Origin of the sequence: Anabaena sp. 54 (assembly GCF_017355725.1) — a bacterium.
Taxonomy (GTDB): Bacteria; Cyanobacteriota; Cyanobacteriia; order Cyanobacteriales; family Nostocaceae; genus Dolichospermum; species Dolichospermum heterosporum.
Genome location: NZ_JAAVWA010000008.1, coordinates 52,039 through 67,167, shown reverse-complemented (window position 1 = coordinate 67,167; position 15,129 = coordinate 52,039). Strand labels below are relative to the sequence as shown.

Here is a 15,129-nt window from a genome sequence, read left to right as displayed (position 1 = left end):
ACCTAACCCCCCTACCCCCCTTCCCTGCAAGGGAATGGGAGTTTTAAAGCCTCTCCCCTTGCAGGGGAGAGGTTTGGAGAGGGGTCAGTCTATACATTCGAAACTTTTCAAACATCCTCTTAACCAGAGTGGATTTTAACGCACTTTAGCTAAATTGGTAAAGACTTGACAATAATTTGAGAATTATTAAAAAAGGAAAAATTATGCAATCTCCTCTTTACTTTTTCACTGTCGAAGAATATCTAGAATTAGAACAATCTAGCGATATTCGTCATGAATATTTTGCAGGTGAAGTCTTTGCTATGGCTGGAGGTAGTAAAGAACATAATATAATTACTCTCAATATTGCTAGTAGACTACGTTCTCAGTTACGGGGTAGTTCCTGTAATGTTTTCATGTCTGACATGAAAGTGAAAATAAATTTAGCCAATGATAATAAAACTATCTTTTACTATCTGATGTGATTGTTAGTTGCGACACTGAAGATCAAGACCGTTATTTTTTAAATTATCCTTGTTTAATTATCGAAGTGCTATCACCAAGTACAGAAACTATAGATAGACGGGAAAAACTGGTTAATTACCGCAGTTTAGCAAGTTTAAAAGAATATGTTTTAATTTCTCAAAATGAAATCAAGGTAGAAGTTTATCGTCAAGATGAAAAAGGAAATTGGACTATACAAATTTTGATTAATCGTGATGATAAATTACATTTAGATTCCGTTGGTTTGATTCTAGAAATGGCAGAAATATATGAAGATATTATCAATATTTAATTGTTTAATTTAGTTAGAGAAAAAAATAGCAGATAGATTAAATAGACCACAATTCAGACAGAAACTTCTAATGAAGAAAATATCCCAACCTGTAGTACAAGCGTAGGGGTTTAGCACTGCTAAACCCCTACCCGCTAAACGACAGTCAAATTTACTTTGACAATAATATCATTGTAATCGTTATCTCCCCCACCTACTAAATCTTCAAAACCAAAGACGTTATTTCCTAACAAACGAATGTGATCTAAGTAGGTTGGCGTTGAAAATTGTCGTTATGGCAAGGCAAAAGGCAAGAGGCAATAGGCAAGAGTGAAGAGGGTTTGGGCGATTTTACGTTTCTTTACACAGTTTGGTTTTATTGTGTTCACCTACTTACCTTATCACTATTAGCTCCTAAATAAGCAAAGTAAGCTTGGTTAACTTGTCCATTCAGAACTTGATCTACAGTGCGACCATCAGTAAGAATAAACGGCGCAAAAATACTTCCTCCTGTCAATGTTTTATCTGTGAAAGAGGCAGTTCCTTGGTTATCAACTCCGAGATCAATTCCCGCAACACGATTTTTGATAGCCGCTTGAGCATAACCTGAGTCACCAGGACGGAAATCAACTGTACCATCACCATCAATATCAATACCACCATTTTCATCTGCTACTTTATAAAAGCCGACGAAGTTATTAAAAGCTGCTTCTCTATTAACAGTAAAATCAGCTTTTACATTGTTGGTTATCCCCCTTAAATCAAGGACTTCTCCTTGTTGTTTGCCTTGGAGATTTGTACCCAAGGGTAATGGGTCATTTGTGGATTTAATGTTGACTACCAAATCTTTGAAGTCAGTATCTGGATCTCCATCAACAACTAAAGGACTGCCACTGCTACCATGGAAACCAAGATAAGCTAGTCGCTGTTGTTGAGTATAAACATTCAGTTTCCCTTTTTCCACCTTGACAGTGTTACTGCCGGTAGTAGAGAATCCATCAGTGACACTTACTTTGACGGTTAGAGACTTTTGATCCTGATCTTCAACATCAAAAGTTACTTGACCTAAACCAAGGTCGCCAGTCCGATCTTTCCCATAGGTTTGGATAGCTCCAGTTACTTTAGGAACATAGTATAAAACCTTATATGTAGTCCCTGTAGTTGCATTTTCTCCTTTCTCATCAATCAATTTTCCCTTTGAAGCATCTGGCAATGATTTCAAGGCAAGGTTTCCCTTCTGTTTGCCGAGATCAATCTTAATAACATCCCCTACCTTCCCATCCACATTAATCTCCGCAGCGTCAGTAGAAACAGAAAATTGCCAAGCTGTCCCAGACTGTGGTGCTGTTACTTTAATAGTAAGTTGATCGTTACCTGAAACTTGTTTAAATGACTTACTGCCACTCTTTCCATTGGAGACAAGTCCTCCCGTAGAGAAAATAGGAGTTGCCCCGTACCTTATTTCAAACTGATCGGGAATCGAAAAATGCTCGTATGAATAATTGACAGTGATGCTTTTTTCTGTTTGTCCTTGTGGTAAAGGATCGAGTTGAAATGGTAAAGTTAATCCTCCTACACCACCACTTTTTGAGATAGGCTGTGCTTGCTCAATTTGAATTAATTGTCCATCCAAAAAGATGATTGCAGTATCATCCTCAGCCTTCAATTGCTGTATCTGCTCAGGCTCAAATGTCTTTCCTTGAACAACACCTGAAAAAATTGCTCCCTCTTCTCCAGGAGTATCAAATATATTTATTTTAGCATCTACAGCATGACCAATTTCTTCCAATAATACTGAAGTTATAGATTCAATATCGGCTGCATTTTGGTTGAGATAATCTTGAGATAAATAGATCGTATTAGTGGCTTGAGCATAAGCTCCAATTGCTCCACCAAGTTCAGATCCGGTACGAACTTCAATATTGGGAATTACACTGAAATCTTGATTTTTCCAAGCAATTTGAAAACTATTTGAATCAACTGCAACACCAAAAGCCAACTGCATTTTAGTTTGAAAATCTGAACTATTTGCAAAACTATATAATTGATTTTTTGCTAGTTCTAATGCTGATGTTATAATTGATTGATTGATTGATCTTTGTCATCGTTTAATAACAAACCGTAATTTTCAAACATTGTATGATCTCACTGGTTTTAGATATTTATAGTGAAATTACCCTAAAAATAGGGCTATTTGTCGAATTTTGATACAAAAACACGAAAAATGGTTGCTAGAATAACTAGACTACAATTCAGTGTATTCAATAACACAAGACCCAAGTGATCTTAAAAGTTTATCAAAACCATGTCATCTATCTAAAGACATAGATTGAAATTGTTTTAGTAAAATTAAGCACAATCTAGAGAAAGCATCACCCTGAAAAAGGGAGTTGTGGAAATAACCCCCTTTAAGTAGTGAGACAGAATTAATTACACAATGTCATTGGGAATGGAACGAAGTGAAATGAAGTAATTCCAAGGGTTGTGATTGCTTCTCTTCGCTCGCAATGACTGTAAATATTTTTGTCTAATTACTTACCTAATATTCTTTTGTGCTTGAAATTTTTACACCCATAAGTTAACATGAAATATAATGAGAATTTCATGGAGAGGTAACAATGATGCTTGATGCACGGGAAATTTACCCCCTTTCAGACTTTCAGCGCAATGCTAGACAGTTCATTGAACAAATACAGTCGAGTCATAAACCAATCATTCTCACTGTTAATGGTAAAGCATCCGTGATCATGCAGGATGCAGCATCTTATCAAGAATTACTGGATGAGTTAGAACTAGTAAGGTCAGCCGCAAAAATTCGTCAAGGCATAGCTGAAGCTGCTGCTGGAAAGACAAAAGACGCGGTAGAGGCATTAGAAGAATTACGGTTAAAGCATGAAATACCTCGTTAGAATTACTCCAATAGCACTAGACGATGCGGAGGAATTTTATTTGTGGATTTCTCAAGATTCTCCTGTAAATGGGGCTAATTGGTTTAATGGATTACTTGCTGCAATTGATACTCTTGCTTCCATGCCTCACCGTTGTGCGATCGCACCAGAAAAGGAAATAGTAGGACAAGAAATCCGATATCTTCTCTATTCCAAACGCTATCGGATTCTTTTTGGCATTGAAGGTAATGCTGTGATAATTTACCATATTCGGCATACCTCCCAAGAATGGATGACAAGAGAAGAATTTTTGAGACAACCTTATGGAAATATCGAAAATATCGAACCAGAAAAGTGACCATTAGTATCAAATTAAGCTACAAATCGGTTATCAGTGAAAGCAAATAAAAAATTTACTTACAGCAAATTGTCATCAAACCTGGAACAAGAACCCCACCCCCAGCCCCCTCCAGTATCAAAAGCTTATCCTTTTCTTCCCCCCGCTGCGGGGGGATTTAGGGGGGTGCGATGAGGGGGCTAGGATGTACCTTATATGACCGGAAATCGCTGTAAATGAGAGAATTAAAAGTTTTAAACTCACATAGGGTGCGGGGGGGTAGAAACAGCTTGATAATTTCTACCCATAACTATCCATATATTACTGTTTGTCCAAGTCTTCAATAAGTTGATCAACAAAATCCCTCAACCGTTGCTGCTGTGTCAGGGACGGTTTTAATTTTTTCCCTGACTCCAGGTAAAACCTTAAATTGCAAGGGTGATTTATCGTAGGCTACTTGATTTTGTGGTTTAAATTTAATCCGAGGCATTGCTAAATCTTAATATGTCTGATATACTAGATATCATAGCACAACATTGAAGGTCGAATCAATGCTTTTATCATTCAAAACTGCACTAATTCCAAATAACCGACAGATTACAGCTTTTCGCAAGGCTTCTGGAGTCGCTAGACACGGAAAATAACCCAATTCCCAACTTAAAAGGAAGAACCTGGTTCTTCCAAAAATTCCTCTTCCTCTGGGGTAGAAATCCGTCCTAAAATGGCATTACGATGGGGAAAGCGACCAAATCGAGCAATTATTTCCTTGTGTCGAAAAGCCGATTCAATCGCTTTTGCACTGTAGGGATCATGACTAAGTTGTTGAAATAGCTTAATGCACTTCCGTTGATCAATTGGGTCTTCACTGTGTTCAAAGGGTAAGTATATAAACCAGCGTTGCACAGCCAATAGTTTTCTATCATAGCCTTTGTTTGTGGCGTGTTGCGCTAATGATAGTGCTTCCCAGTCCGTTGCAAAGGCTTGTGGGGTATCACGAAACATATTTCGGGGAAATTGATCTAGCAACAGAATTAAAGCTAGACAGGTTTCTGGTGAATTCATCCAATCATGTAAATATCCGGCTACCGCTTGTTGGTAATCTTCCAGAAAAAGGTCGCGGACTTTAGCATCGAAATCTGGTTGTTTTTCAAACCAAAATGGTTGAATTTTCCCGTAATTTGGGTCATTTAGATGACCAAACCAAAAATCCAAAATAGTTGTTGCCTGTGACATTGCTATTATTGATGATTACAAAGCACCTGTCGCATTTTACATAGATTTGCTGGTAACTCCAAATTCATTGCTTGTTCAATAAAAATTGAGGGGATGGGAATGTTGGGGGTGGCTTGTACCGTATAAGCTAATAAAGTGCCATTACCCATATCTTTGAGTTCTAAACTGGCATGAAAATCTGCAAATGAGCCTCTTTCCATGCGAAACTGGACTTGCTGCCCTAACACCTCCACCACGCTCAAATAAATTTCTACTTGAGCCGTGAAAAATAAAAAGGCTTTTTGTGCGGCTTGATAGAGACGTTTGACATCACCTTTAGATATGACTTCACTTTTGGTGATATCGGGAAAATATTGCACCCAACGGGGGTAATCTGTAATTTGTTGCCAGACATGGGATCTCATCAGGGGTACATACATACAAGCGGTAACAGCACCACCCCAGTTAGTATGGGATCTCGTTTGTACTAATACTTCCCCCTGAATCAGCAGTCTTTGCTGATCTTGATTCCAGAGGCTATCTGGTAATGGTAACATGGCGTAAGCGATATTTTTAAGATTTGAGTTTGACATAATATAATGCAGATATAGTGATTTTGGTAACGTTTTAACTGATTAACCTTGATAATTTAATTGAGTTTAACTCACTCAATTCTAATTACAGTCGAATTCATACAGTTTTCGCACATAATGAGTCTAAAGTTCATATTCACTTATAAGAAAATAGGCTAAAAACCTTTGAGGGCAGGTTTTGGAGCGTGGCGGAAAAACTTAACTGTCCTTTCTTTAGGCAAGGGATGAAAGCCAACTAGAGGCTGTCTTCCTCCAGTGACTTGTGTTATCCTAATTATCACAGGAAAGGTAATCAACCTGTCTAAAAACCTAACTGCCTAACGGTAATCTGTACCTTGACAATTAAATCTATGCGGTTCTACTGCATTGTTCTAGTTCCCTCCTAGCAGTAGGTAAAAGATTTATAGGAGCTAGACGAATCAGAATTTTTGAAACAGAAAAGTTTCATCCTCAACAGGACTTGCAGTCATGCAACTACGGTCGGGCAGACCGAAAGTTAACGCTTGGGGAGAGTCCCACCTCTGAGCTAGATAACACAAGGAGTCTAGTTTAAGTGGTCTCGTTGAACCAAGAATCCCAGTGTCTTTAGACCGGGGAGTGTCAAATCCAACGCAAATTGGAGTTAACAGGAAAACACCGTGAGTCAATCTTCTTTAAATGGCAAATTAATCCAAGGTTTTGGGATTCTCTTGGGGATGAGCGTATCCTTGTTCGTACTGAGAGGATTGGGTATTATCACTTTCCTTCCTGGTGGTGTAATTACTCTACTGTTCTTTGGGGCTATAGCTTTGGCAATCTTCAGTTATTGCTCAAGGAGATGGTGGCGTTTTTAGATTTACCACCAATAATTATTACATCAAAAAAACTGACAAGTCATTGATCATAGGTAAAAAAGATGCAAAAGTATATATGTACGGTTTGTGGCTATATCTATGACCCAGAAATAGGTGATTCAGATAGCAGCATAGAACCAGGAACGGCTTTTGAAAATATTCCCGATGATTGGGGGTGTCCAGTTTGTGGTGCAGCAAAATCAGACTTTGAGTTATATGAAGAGTAATATGGAGATAGGATAGATCCCCGACTTCTTTGAGAAGTCGGGGATCTGAAATCTGAAATCTGAAATATTAAAAAATTTTTGAAGTTGTTACCTTTGCAAATTGTAGTTATTGGTGGTGGGGCTGCGGGATTCTTTGGTGCGATCGCTTGTGCTGAGGCTAATCCCCAAGCCCAGGTTACTTTAATTGAAGCGAGTCGTCAACCTTTGGCGAAAGTGCTGATTTCCGGTGGAGGGCGTTGTAACGTTACTCATGCTTGTTTTGAACCAAAAATTTTAGTCCAGAATTACCCTAGAGGTGGTAAGGCTTTATTAGGTGCTTTTACCCGGTTTCAACCTTTAGATACCATAGCTTGGTTTACGGAACATGGGGTGAATATAAAAACGGAAGCTGACGGCCGGATGTTCCCAATTACAGATCGGGCAGAAACCATTGCTGAATGTTTAATTAAGGCGACTTTTGATGCCAAAATAGAACTTTGTATTGGCACACCTGTTACCGCTGTCACTCGCAAAAATGCCGGGTTTGAAATTCTGCTCAAATCGGGAGAAACGAAAGAATGCGATTGCTTACTTTTGGCTACAGGTAGCAGTTTAGCAGGTTATAAAATCGCTAGAGAATTAGGTCATGACATCCAACCCCCTGTACCTTCTTTGTTCACCTTTAATATTGCAGATCCTCAACTGCGGGAATTAGCAGGAATTAGTGTTAATTCTGTAAATCTGCGCTTACCTGGGACTGGAAAAACCCCCTTCCAACAAACAGGCCCTTTGTTAATTACCCATTGGGGTGTGAGTGGTCCAGCAGTATTGAAACTTTCGGCTTGGGGGGCGAGAATTCTCAATGAAAACCGCTATCAACATAAATTATTGATTAATTGGTTGCCAGATTTATCCCAAGAGGAAGTGAGACAAAAACTTTTAACCGTCAAAGCTGAATGGGGACAAAAAGCGATCGCTTTACATCGTGGTGTAGACTTACCACATCGGCTTTGGCAATATATTATCAATCGTACCCATATTCCCACAGAAGAACGTTGGGCAACCATATCCAACAAAACCTTAAATCAACTAGTCCAAGAAATCTCCCAAGGAGAATACCTAATCACAGGTAAAGGTGCATTTAAAGAAGAATTTGTCACCTGTGGAGGAGTCAACCTCAAAGAAGTCAACTTCAAAACAATGGAAAGTAAAATAGTCCCCGGCTTGCATTTTGCCGGTGAGATATTAGATATTGATGGTGTTACAGGTGGCTTTAACTTCCAAAGTGCTTGGACAACAGCCTACTTAGCCGGTCAGTCCATGACAAAATCAACAGGAAATTAATTTCTTCCTTTGCGCCTTTGCGCCTTTGCGCCTTTGCGTAGCGTGATATAGGCATAACAAAAATCTATAAATCGTTTTAGTGAAGTTAGAAAATAAACCATCAAACTCTTCTTAAGTTCCCTCTTGCCTATTGCCTATTGCCTATTGCCTCTTGCCTATTGCCTCTTGCCTATTGCCTATTGCCTATTGCCTATTGCCTCTTGCCTATTGCCTCTTGCCTATTGCCTATTGCCTATTGCCTATTGCCTCTTGCCTCTTGCCTATTGCCTATTGCCTCTTGCCTCTTGCCTATTGCCTATTGCCTCTTGCCTATTGCCTATTGCCTATTGCCTCTTGCCTCTTGCCTCTTGCCTCTTGCCTCTTGCCTATTGCCTCTTGCCTCTTGCCTCTTGCCTCTTGCCTCTTGCCTATTCCCTTCTTTTGTAAATCAGTATGAAATTTAGTGAAATTCTCAATCAACTTGGTGATTATATTACCGAAAGTAGCCCTAACATTGATTTAGAAATTACTGGAGTTGCAGCCATAGATGAAGCAATATCTGGGACTCTCAGCTATGTAGAAGGAGCTAAATTTTCCGCATTGCTCAATTCTACTGGTGCGAGCGCTGTAATTTTGCCCCCCGATGAAAAATTGCAGAATCAAGCCGGAGAAAAGGGTCTAGCTTGGTTATCAACAACTCAACCCAGACTGGTATTTGCGAAAGCGATCGCCCTATTTTATCAACCTTACCGTCCTACTCCCGAAATTCATCCTAGTGCCGTGATTCACCCCAGTGCCAAAATTGGTGATGATGTGTATATTGGCGCTCATGTTGTTATTTCTCATGATGTAGAAATTGGCAATCATGCCATTATTCATCCTAACGTCGTTATTTATCCAGAAGTAAAAATAGGCGATCGCATCACCCTACACGCTAACTGTACCATCCACGAACGCACCCAAATCGGTGCAGATTGCGTTATTCATAGCGGTGCTGTGATTGGTGCAGAAGGCTTTGGCTTTGTCCCTATTCGGACAGGTTGGTTGAAAATGGAACAATCGGGTTACACCGTTTTAGAAGATGGAGTAGAAGTAGGTTGTAACACAGCCATAGACCGTCCCGCAGTCGGAGAAACAAGAATTGGTAAAAACACCAAAATTGATAACTTAGTGCAGATAGGGCATGGCAGTCAAATAGGCTCTGGTTGCGCCATAGCAGGTCAAACAGGCATGGCTGGAGGCGTAAAGATTGGAAATCGAGTAATTTTAGCTGGACAAGTGGGAATTGCCAATCAGGCTAAAATTGGAGATGGGGCAATGGCTTCCGCTCAAACTGGTATTCTCAAGGATGTTGCACCGGGAGAAATTGTCTCAGGTAGTCCAGCCATACCGCACAAACTCTACCTCAGAGCATCAGCAATTTATAGCCGCTTGCCAGAAATTTATCAAAATCTCAAAAAATTACAAAAGAGGGGGTAGGGGGCAGGGGGCAGGGGAGTTGGGGAAGTAGGGGAAGTAGGGGAAGTTGGGGGAGTTGGGGAGAAATTTCATTCTTCATTCTTCATTCTTCTGAACTTCTAGCCCTCACAGATAACTTTTTGGTGCAAACCCTAATTAATCCTGCTAATCTTGATTCTTTGCGCCTTTGCGCCTTTGCGTGAGACATATTAAGGTGTTTGGGTGGCGATCGCTAATTTTGCCCCTTTTACCTGCCGCACCCGATCCATAACCATCACCACCTGACCGTGAGTAGCACTTTTATCAGCATTGATAATAACTACCACTTCCGTATTTTTGCCCATCAACTCCTGTACTTTTACTGGTAAAGTCTCAAGAGTGACTGGCTGGCGATTTAAACTCAGATCCCCTGCTGAATCTATGGTAACCGTAATTGGTGCGGCTGATGATTGGGTTTTGGCTGTGGCTGCTTTAGGTAAATTAACTGGCAAACCTTCAGAACGATGTAAAAATAAAGTGGACATAATGAAAAATGTCAAAATAGCAAAAATGACATCAATCATCGGCACAATATTAATCTGGGCTGGTAAATCAGGTTCATCTGGTAGACGCATAGGATTTATCCCCTCTTTCATAATGACGACGATACAGCAATTCTAGCTGACCACCATATTCTTGAATCCAAGCAATTTGCCGCAAATACATACCGCGAAAACTATTCGCAAAAAATAAAGTAATAATAGCTACAACTAATCCTGATGCTGTGGATACCAAAGCTTCACTAATCCCAGAGGTAACACCGGCGGTTTTTGTCCCACCCACATCACCAATATTTAAGGATGCAAAGGAAGTAATTAACCCCAAAACTGTCCCTAGCAATCCTAGTAAGGGCGCTAAACCAATAATTGTATCAAAAATGTTTTGAAACCTTTTTAATAAGGGGATTTCTGCCTGGGCTTCACTTTCCAAAGCCAAACGAAATTCTTCTGGGTTGGCTTCTTCCAATTCTAAAGCCGCTAAGAAAATTCGGGCGATCGGTAAATCAGCATTTTTATGTAAGATATTTAAAGATGTAACTACATCACCTTGACGATAAACACTTAACACCTGCTTGACTATGCGATTCTGACGACCACTAATTCCTATCCAAAAGGTAATCCGTTCCAGAATCAGAGTGATTCCTAAAACCGAAAAAAATAGCAGTGGCCACATCACTACGCCACCAGCTTTGAATAAGTTGCTAATTTCCATTGACTATTTTGCTAATTCTGGACAAAGCTAGATTAACAGATTTTGGCAGCATTATTTTTTTGCTACATCCTGTAAATCCTTTAATCCTGTAAATCCTGATTCTGACAATAATTAATATTCTAGATTGCCATGAAAAGTGAAGATCGTCAACGAGTAGAAATATTCCTCAAAAAGTGGAAAGGTTCGCAGGGTAACGAAAGAGCAAATTACCAGGGTTTCTTTTTAGAACTTTGTGATGCTTTGGCGGTAGAACGTCCATTACCTAAAGGTAGTATGGCAAATGATCCTTATTGTTTTGATAAAGACATCAAAATATTTAACAAAGATGGAGTTACTACAAACTTTGCGGACTTCTATAAAGAAGGACATTTTTTAATTGAAGCTAAACAAGGGGGAAATGCAGCTAAACGGGGGACAGCTAAACGAGAGTCATGAATACTGGGGGAGAATTTAACTTTGATGAAATTCCCCAATTTAATGGCAGCTTTTTTAAAGATGCGACAGCTTTTGATTTACCTAAAGAACAGTTAGAAGTGCTATATGAAGCCGCAAACAAAGATTGGACAGAGGTAGAACCGGCGATTTTTGGGACTTTATTAGAACGAGCTTTAGATAGTAAAGAACGTAAAAGTTTAGGAGCGCATTACACACCAAGATCAAATTCCTATTTATCGTTATCTTAATCCTCGTCCTGCTCAATGGCCAGATGCAGATTATATTGTTTCTAATCCTCCTTTTATTGGTAATAAGAGGATGAGAGATAGATTAGGTGATGGTTACGTTGAAGCGCAACGAAAAGTTTATCAAGACATACCAGATACAGTTGATTTTGTCATGTATTGGTGGTATCATTCAGCTAAATTAGTTGTTGAAGATAAATTAGAAAGTTTTGGTTTAATTACAACTAATAGTATTACTCAAACATTTAATAGAAAAGTTTTAGTTAAGCATCTAGTAGGTAATAATTCACTATCCCTTTCATTTGCAATTCCAGATCATCCTTGGATAGATACTACAGATGGTGAAGCAGTTAGAATTGCGATGACTGTAGTAAAATCTGGAAAACATGAAGGAATTTTAGCAAAAGTAGTTAAAGAAGTGGAAAGTGATGATGGTGTAACTATTGTTGATTTAGCTATATCTAAAGGATTTATTAATGTAGATTTAAGCGTTGGTGTAGATGTGGTATCAGCATCTAAGTTAGCACCAAATGAAGTTACTCAACAAGTGCTAACGGAAGTCATGGAAACAGAAGAAACTGTGATTATTCCCACCGAACAAAAAACTTTTCCCAAACAACCAAAAGAGCAACTTGCAGCTATCCGCGACTTACTCCGCACCAATACCAGCGACTGGACTGTGGATCAAATTGCTGCTCAATTCAAAAATGGTGGAAAATACAAAAATGCCATTGCTGAAAATGTAGAAAGATTAGAATGGTTTGGGATTTTAATCTGTCGAGAAACAGGAGCAACCAAACGCTGGCAATATGTGGAAATATAGAGAGGATCAAGATCCCCGACTTCTTCAAGAAGTCGGGGATCTGATTTACAGGATTTTAGTCTCTTCAATTTCTCAGGACATCAAAAAATTAAAAAAAATTAAATTTTGAAAAAAATTCGTTTTTTGGGGTTCAACCCCGTTGACTTTTCCCGCCAAATATGATATTTTTATAATGGGAATGTGTGCCTTAATAAAAATTTTGCTTATGTTCCATTATATTCATATATCTATAATACCACGCCGGCAGCGATCGCAACCTCTCAAATAAAAAATTTTTTTGAAAAACTTATTAAAAATTTAGAAATTCATAATTAAAACTTATCTATGAGAGAAACTAACTCGGTTATTTGCTACATCCTGTAAATCCTGATATGGCTTACGCCACGCTACGCTATCAGACAATAATGAAATATTCAGAAAATTTGGGGTGATGGAATGCGAGTATTTGTAACTGGTGGTACGGGGTTTATTGGTTCTCATGTGGTGCGATCGCTTTTACAGGAAGGATACCAAGTGACAGCCTTGGTACGTCCTCATAGTAACCTGAGTAATTTACAGGGTTTGGCTGTAGATATTGTCAAAGGTGATTTGAATAACCCGAATATCTGGGAACAGATGCAGGGTTGTGAATATCTGTTTCATGTCGCCGCCCATTATTCCCTGTGGCAAAAAGACCGAGACTTGCTTTATATTAACAATGTAGAAGGAACGCGCAATATTTTAGCCGCAGCCCAAAAAGCGGGAATTGAACGTACAGTTTATACTAGTTCCGTTGCCGCTATTGGTGTGGGTAAATTGGGACAGGTTGTAGATGAAAATTACCAAAGTCCCGTAGAAAAATTAGTGGGGGATTATAAAAAATCTAAATTCCTAGCTGAACAAGTGGCAATATCTGCGGTGAACCAAGGTCAAGATATTGTGATCGTTAATCCTAGCAGTCCCATTGGACCCTTAGATATTAAACCTACGCCTACGGGGGAGATTATTCTGCGGTTTTTGCGGAGAGAAATGCCCGCTTATGTGGATACGGGGTTAAATTTTATTGATGTGCGCGATGTAGCCAAGGGACACCTATTAGCTTTACAAAAAGGCAAATCAGGCGATCGCTATATTCTCGGTCATCAAAATCTTAGCCTTAAACAACTCCTAGAACAACTCTCCCAAATCACCAATTTACCAGCACCACAAACATCCATCCCAGCTTGGATACCCCTTACAGTAGCTTGGGTAGAAGAAAAAATCCTCGCACCACTAGGAAAAACTCCCACAGTTCCCATAGATGGAGTCCGCATGGCACAGCAACCAATGTATTATGATGCTTCTAAGGCTATCCGCGAATTAGGTTTACCTCAGTCACCCCTGAATGTAGCCCTCAAGGATGCTGTAGATTGGTTTGTGTCTAATGGTTATGTGAATAGGTGACAGGTTACAGGTTACAGGTTACAGAAATTAATTACCAATGACCAATGACTAATGACCAATGACCAATGACCAATGACCAATGACCAATGACCAATGACCAAATTGAGGAGTGTTAGTTTCATGGCAATTAATTTACAACAAGCAATAGATATAGGTAAATATTTAGTTACACAACGCTTATTAGGGCGGAAACGCTTCCCCCTCGTATTGATGTTAGAACCCCTATTCCGGTGTAACCTAGCTTGTACTGGTTGCGGTAAAATCCAGCATCCAGTAGAGATCCTCAAGCAAAATCTTACTCCAGAACAGTGTTTTGCGGCTGTGGAAGAATGCGGCGCACCGGTTGTTTCTATTCCCGGTGGCGAACCCCTCCTACATCCCCAAATAGGTGAAATTGTTGAAGGTTTAATTAAACGCAAGAAATATATTTACTTGTGTACTAATGGTTTATTACTAGAAAAGAGTCTTGATAAGTTTAAACCTTCTCCCTATCTAACTTTTAGCGTCCATTTAGATGGAATGCGAGAATGGCATGATAAATGTGTAGACAGAAAAGGCGTTTTCGATACTGCTGTCCAAGCAATTCGCGCCGCTAAAGCTAAAGGTTTTCGTGTCGCTACTAACACGACCATTTTTGAAGGTTGCGATATCCAAGAAATGCAGGGGTTTTTCGATTTTCTGGAAACCTTGGGTACTGACGGGATGATGATCTCTCCTGGTTACAGTTACGAATGGGCACCAGATCAAGATCATTTTCTGCAAAAAGAACAAACCCGCGCTTTATTTAAAGAAATTCTCTCACCTTACACATCTGGAAAAAAGAACTGGAACTTTAATCACAACCCTTTATTCTTAGACTTTCTCATTGGTGAAAAAGACTATGAATGCACCCCTTGGGGTAGTCCTAGTTATAGTGTTTTAGGTTGGCAAAAACCTTGTTATCTATTGAATGAAGGTTACTATACAACCTTTCAGGAGTTGTTAGATAAGACTGATTGGAGTCAATACGGTGGCGCTAGTGGTAATCCTAAATGTGCTGATTGTATGGTGCATTGTGGTTATGAACCGACAGCAGCGATGGATGCAATGCAACCGAAAAATATTGCCCGTTCTCTAACCACTGTGTTTGGTAAAGGGTAAATATAGCGATTATCGTAGGGGTAGCGCCCCCGTGCCTACCCTATTGTGAGAAGATTTGTCTGATTCACTGCTTAATATTTCTTAACATAACTCTCTTGACTGAATTGACATAGATTGACATATAATCACAAAAGAGACAACTAAAAAAAACTAACCAATAAGCCTTTTTGCTTACTGAATTAGGATTTCGGGGTTATAGCGCAGTTGGT

19 protein-coding genes and 1 pseudogene are annotated in these 15,129 nt (G+C 39.4%); 13 read left to right on the top strand and 7 right to left on the bottom strand.

Annotated features, from left to right (window positions below):
• Positions 1 to 203: 203 nt before the first annotated feature.
• Positions 204 to 775, top strand: a pseudogene (locus HEQ36_RS11000) (Uma2 family endonuclease).
• Between the two features lie 134 nt (positions 776 to 909).
• Here the strand turns inward: HEQ36_RS11000 and HEQ36_RS26010 are convergent.
• Together HEQ36_RS26010 and HEQ36_RS10995 are read right to left on the bottom strand one after the other, a co-directional pair.
• Positions 910 to 1,008 (bottom strand): DUF4114 domain-containing protein, encoded by a 99-nt coding sequence (locus HEQ36_RS26010; RefSeq protein WP_168636410.1) that lies wholly within the window; start codon positions 1,006 to 1,008, stop codon positions 910 to 912.
• Positions 1,009 to 1,139: 131 nt separating this feature from the next.
• Positions 1,140 to 2,759, bottom strand: coding sequence for a hypothetical protein (locus HEQ36_RS10995; protein WP_168636411.1), 1,620 nt, complete (start codon positions 2,757 to 2,759; stop codon positions 1,140 to 1,142).
• Between the two features lie 613 nt (positions 2,760 to 3,372).
• Between HEQ36_RS10995 and HEQ36_RS10990 the strand changes: the two genes are divergently transcribed.
• Positions 3,373 to 3,663: a type II toxin-antitoxin system Phd/YefM family antitoxin gene (locus tag HEQ36_RS10990; protein ID WP_233455512.1), complete on the top strand. Its 291-nt coding sequence runs from the start codon at positions 3,373 to 3,375 to the stop codon at positions 3,661 to 3,663.
• On the top strand, positions 3,647 to 4,000 hold the full coding sequence (locus HEQ36_RS10985; protein ID WP_053537971.1) for a type II toxin-antitoxin system RelE/ParE family toxin: 354 nt from the start codon (positions 3,647 to 3,649) through the stop codon (positions 3,998 to 4,000). The genes HEQ36_RS10990 and HEQ36_RS10985 overlap by 17 nt, the downstream gene beginning before the upstream one ends.
• Before the next feature lie 331 nt (positions 4,001 to 4,331).
• Here HEQ36_RS10985 and HEQ36_RS10980 read toward each other — a convergent pair whose 3' ends face one another.
• On the bottom strand, positions 4,332 to 4,469 hold the full coding sequence (locus HEQ36_RS10980) for a hypothetical protein (RefSeq protein ID WP_168636213.1): 138 nt from the start codon (positions 4,467 to 4,469) through the stop codon (positions 4,332 to 4,334).
• A gap of 61 nt (positions 4,470 to 4,530) precedes the next feature.
• Between HEQ36_RS10980 and HEQ36_RS10975 the strand changes: the two genes are divergently transcribed.
• Positions 4,531 to 4,623 carry a helix-turn-helix domain-containing protein gene (locus HEQ36_RS10975; RefSeq protein ID WP_233455513.1) on the top strand — a complete coding sequence of 31 codons (93 nt, stop codon included), beginning with the start codon at positions 4,531 to 4,533 and terminating at the stop codon, positions 4,621 to 4,623.
• 13 nt (positions 4,624 to 4,636) lie between these two features.
• On the opposite strand, the gene HEQ36_RS10970 is transcribed toward HEQ36_RS10975, so the two are convergent.
• Together HEQ36_RS10970 and HEQ36_RS10965 are read right to left on the bottom strand one after the other, a co-directional pair.
• Positions 4,637 to 5,212, bottom strand: a complete 576-nt coding sequence (locus HEQ36_RS10970) for a DUF924 family protein (protein ID WP_053537970.1) — start codon at positions 5,210 to 5,212, stop codon at positions 4,637 to 4,639.
• A 5-nt stretch (positions 5,213 to 5,217) separates the two neighbouring features.
• Positions 5,218 to 5,784, bottom strand: a complete 567-nt coding sequence (locus HEQ36_RS10965) for an SRPBCC family protein (protein ID WP_035082469.1) — start codon at positions 5,782 to 5,784, stop codon at positions 5,218 to 5,220.
• 638 nt (positions 5,785 to 6,422) lie between these two features.
• On the opposite strand from HEQ36_RS10965, the gene HEQ36_RS10960 reads away from it, so the two are divergent.
• From HEQ36_RS10960 to lpxD, 4 genes are all read left to right on the top strand, one after another.
• Complete coding sequence (locus HEQ36_RS10960) at positions 6,423 to 6,617, top strand: hypothetical protein (protein WP_071992800.1); 195 nt, start codon at positions 6,423 to 6,425, stop codon at positions 6,615 to 6,617.
• Positions 6,618 to 6,679: 62 nt separating this feature from the next.
• Positions 6,680 to 6,844, top strand: a complete 165-nt coding sequence (gene rd / locus HEQ36_RS10955) for a rubredoxin (protein ID WP_081424126.1) — start codon at positions 6,680 to 6,682, stop codon at positions 6,842 to 6,844.
• A gap of 84 nt (positions 6,845 to 6,928) precedes the next feature.
• Positions 6,929 to 8,167 carry an NAD(P)/FAD-dependent oxidoreductase gene (locus HEQ36_RS10950; protein WP_053537969.1) on the top strand — a complete coding sequence of 413 codons (1,239 nt, stop codon included), beginning with the start codon at positions 6,929 to 6,931 and terminating at the stop codon, positions 8,165 to 8,167.
• Between the two features lie 432 nt (positions 8,168 to 8,599).
• Entirely contained in the window at positions 8,600 to 9,625 is a 1,026-nt protein-coding gene (lpxD, locus tag HEQ36_RS10945; protein WP_027402721.1) for a UDP-3-O-(3-hydroxymyristoyl)glucosamine N-acyltransferase, read from the top strand.
• A gap of 188 nt (positions 9,626 to 9,813) precedes the next feature.
• Here the strand turns inward: lpxD and HEQ36_RS10940 are convergent, their stop codons facing one another.
• Both HEQ36_RS10940 and HEQ36_RS10935 read right to left on the bottom strand, forming a co-directional pair.
• On the bottom strand, positions 9,814 to 10,218 hold the full coding sequence (locus HEQ36_RS10940; RefSeq protein ID WP_168636412.1) for a biopolymer transporter ExbD: 405 nt from the start codon (positions 10,216 to 10,218) through the stop codon (positions 9,814 to 9,816).
• Positions 10,202 to 10,855, bottom strand: a complete 654-nt coding sequence (locus HEQ36_RS10935) for a MotA/TolQ/ExbB proton channel family protein (RefSeq protein WP_168636413.1) — start codon at positions 10,853 to 10,855, stop codon at positions 10,202 to 10,204. The genes HEQ36_RS10940 and HEQ36_RS10935 overlap by 17 nt, the downstream gene beginning before the upstream one ends.
• A gap of 129 nt (positions 10,856 to 10,984) precedes the next feature.
• Between HEQ36_RS10935 and HEQ36_RS10930 the strand changes: the two genes are divergently transcribed.
• From HEQ36_RS10930 to hpnH, 5 genes are all read left to right on the top strand, one after another.
• A complete protein-coding gene (locus HEQ36_RS10930) occupies positions 10,985 to 11,290 on the top strand; it encodes a type IIL restriction-modification enzyme MmeI (RefSeq protein ID WP_053537964.1) in 306 nt (101 codons plus the stop codon).
• Entirely contained in the window at positions 11,287 to 11,538 is a 252-nt protein-coding gene (locus HEQ36_RS10925; protein WP_053537963.1) for a type IIL restriction-modification enzyme MmeI, read from the top strand. Before HEQ36_RS10930 ends, HEQ36_RS10925 begins: the two co-directional genes overlap by 4 nt.
• On the top strand, positions 11,498 to 12,358 hold the full coding sequence (locus HEQ36_RS10920) for a DNA methyltransferase (RefSeq protein ID WP_335337444.1): 861 nt from the start codon (positions 11,498 to 11,500) through the stop codon (positions 12,356 to 12,358). Before HEQ36_RS10925 ends, HEQ36_RS10920 begins: the two co-directional genes overlap by 41 nt.
• A 435-nt stretch (positions 12,359 to 12,793) precedes the next feature.
• Complete coding sequence (gene hpnA / locus HEQ36_RS10915; protein ID WP_053537961.1) at positions 12,794 to 13,780, top strand: hopanoid-associated sugar epimerase; 987 nt, start codon at positions 12,794 to 12,796, stop codon at positions 13,778 to 13,780.
• A gap of 120 nt (positions 13,781 to 13,900) precedes the next feature.
• Positions 13,901 to 14,920: an adenosyl-hopene transferase HpnH gene (gene hpnH / locus HEQ36_RS10910; RefSeq protein WP_168636414.1), complete on the top strand. Its 1,020-nt coding sequence runs from the start codon at positions 13,901 to 13,903 to the stop codon at positions 14,918 to 14,920.
• Positions 14,921 to 15,129: the final 209 nt, after the last annotated feature.

Bases quoted from the DNA above. Each gene is read 5' to 3' on its own strand.
- HEQ36_RS10995 (WP_168636411.1), bottom strand. From the start codon at position 2,759: ATGCAGTTGGCTTTTGGTGTTGCAGTTGATTCAAATAGTTTTCAAATT.
- HEQ36_RS10990 (WP_233455512.1), top strand. From the start codon at position 3,373: ATGATGCTTGATGCACGGGAAATTTACCCCCTTTCAGACTTTCAGCGC.
- HEQ36_RS10985 (WP_053537971.1), top strand. From the start codon at position 3,647: ATGAAATACCTCGTTAGAATTACTCCAATAGCACTAGACGATGCGGAG.
- HEQ36_RS10980 (WP_168636213.1), bottom strand. From the start codon at position 4,469: ATGCCTCGGATTAAATTTAAACCACAAAATCAAGTAGCCTACGATAAA.
- HEQ36_RS10975 (WP_233455513.1), top strand. From the start codon at position 4,531: ATGCTTTTATCATTCAAAACTGCACTAATTCCAAATAACCGACAGATT.
- HEQ36_RS10970 (WP_053537970.1), bottom strand. From the start codon at position 5,212: ATGTCACAGGCAACAACTATTTTGGATTTTTGGTTTGGTCATCTAAAT.
- HEQ36_RS10965 (WP_035082469.1), bottom strand. From the start codon at position 5,784: ATGTCAAACTCAAATCTTAAAAATATCGCTTACGCCATGTTACCATTA.
- rd (WP_081424126.1), top strand. From the start codon at position 6,680: ATGCAAAAGTATATATGTACGGTTTGTGGCTATATCTATGACCCAGAA.
- lpxD (WP_027402721.1), top strand. From the start codon at position 8,600: ATGAAATTTAGTGAAATTCTCAATCAACTTGGTGATTATATTACCGAA.
- HEQ36_RS10940 (WP_168636412.1), bottom strand. From the start codon at position 10,218: ATGCGTCTACCAGATGAACCTGATTTACCAGCCCAGATTAATATTGTG.
- HEQ36_RS10935 (WP_168636413.1), bottom strand. From the start codon at position 10,855: ATGGAAATTAGCAACTTATTCAAAGCTGGTGGCGTAGTGATGTGGCCA.
- HEQ36_RS10930 (WP_053537964.1), top strand. From the start codon at position 10,985: ATGAAAAGTGAAGATCGTCAACGAGTAGAAATATTCCTCAAAAAGTGG.
- HEQ36_RS10925 (WP_053537963.1), top strand. From the start codon at position 11,287: ATGAATACTGGGGGAGAATTTAACTTTGATGAAATTCCCCAATTTAAT.
- hpnA (WP_053537961.1), top strand. From the start codon at position 12,794: ATGCGAGTATTTGTAACTGGTGGTACGGGGTTTATTGGTTCTCATGTG.
- hpnH (WP_168636414.1), top strand. From the start codon at position 13,901: ATGGCAATTAATTTACAACAAGCAATAGATATAGGTAAATATTTAGTT.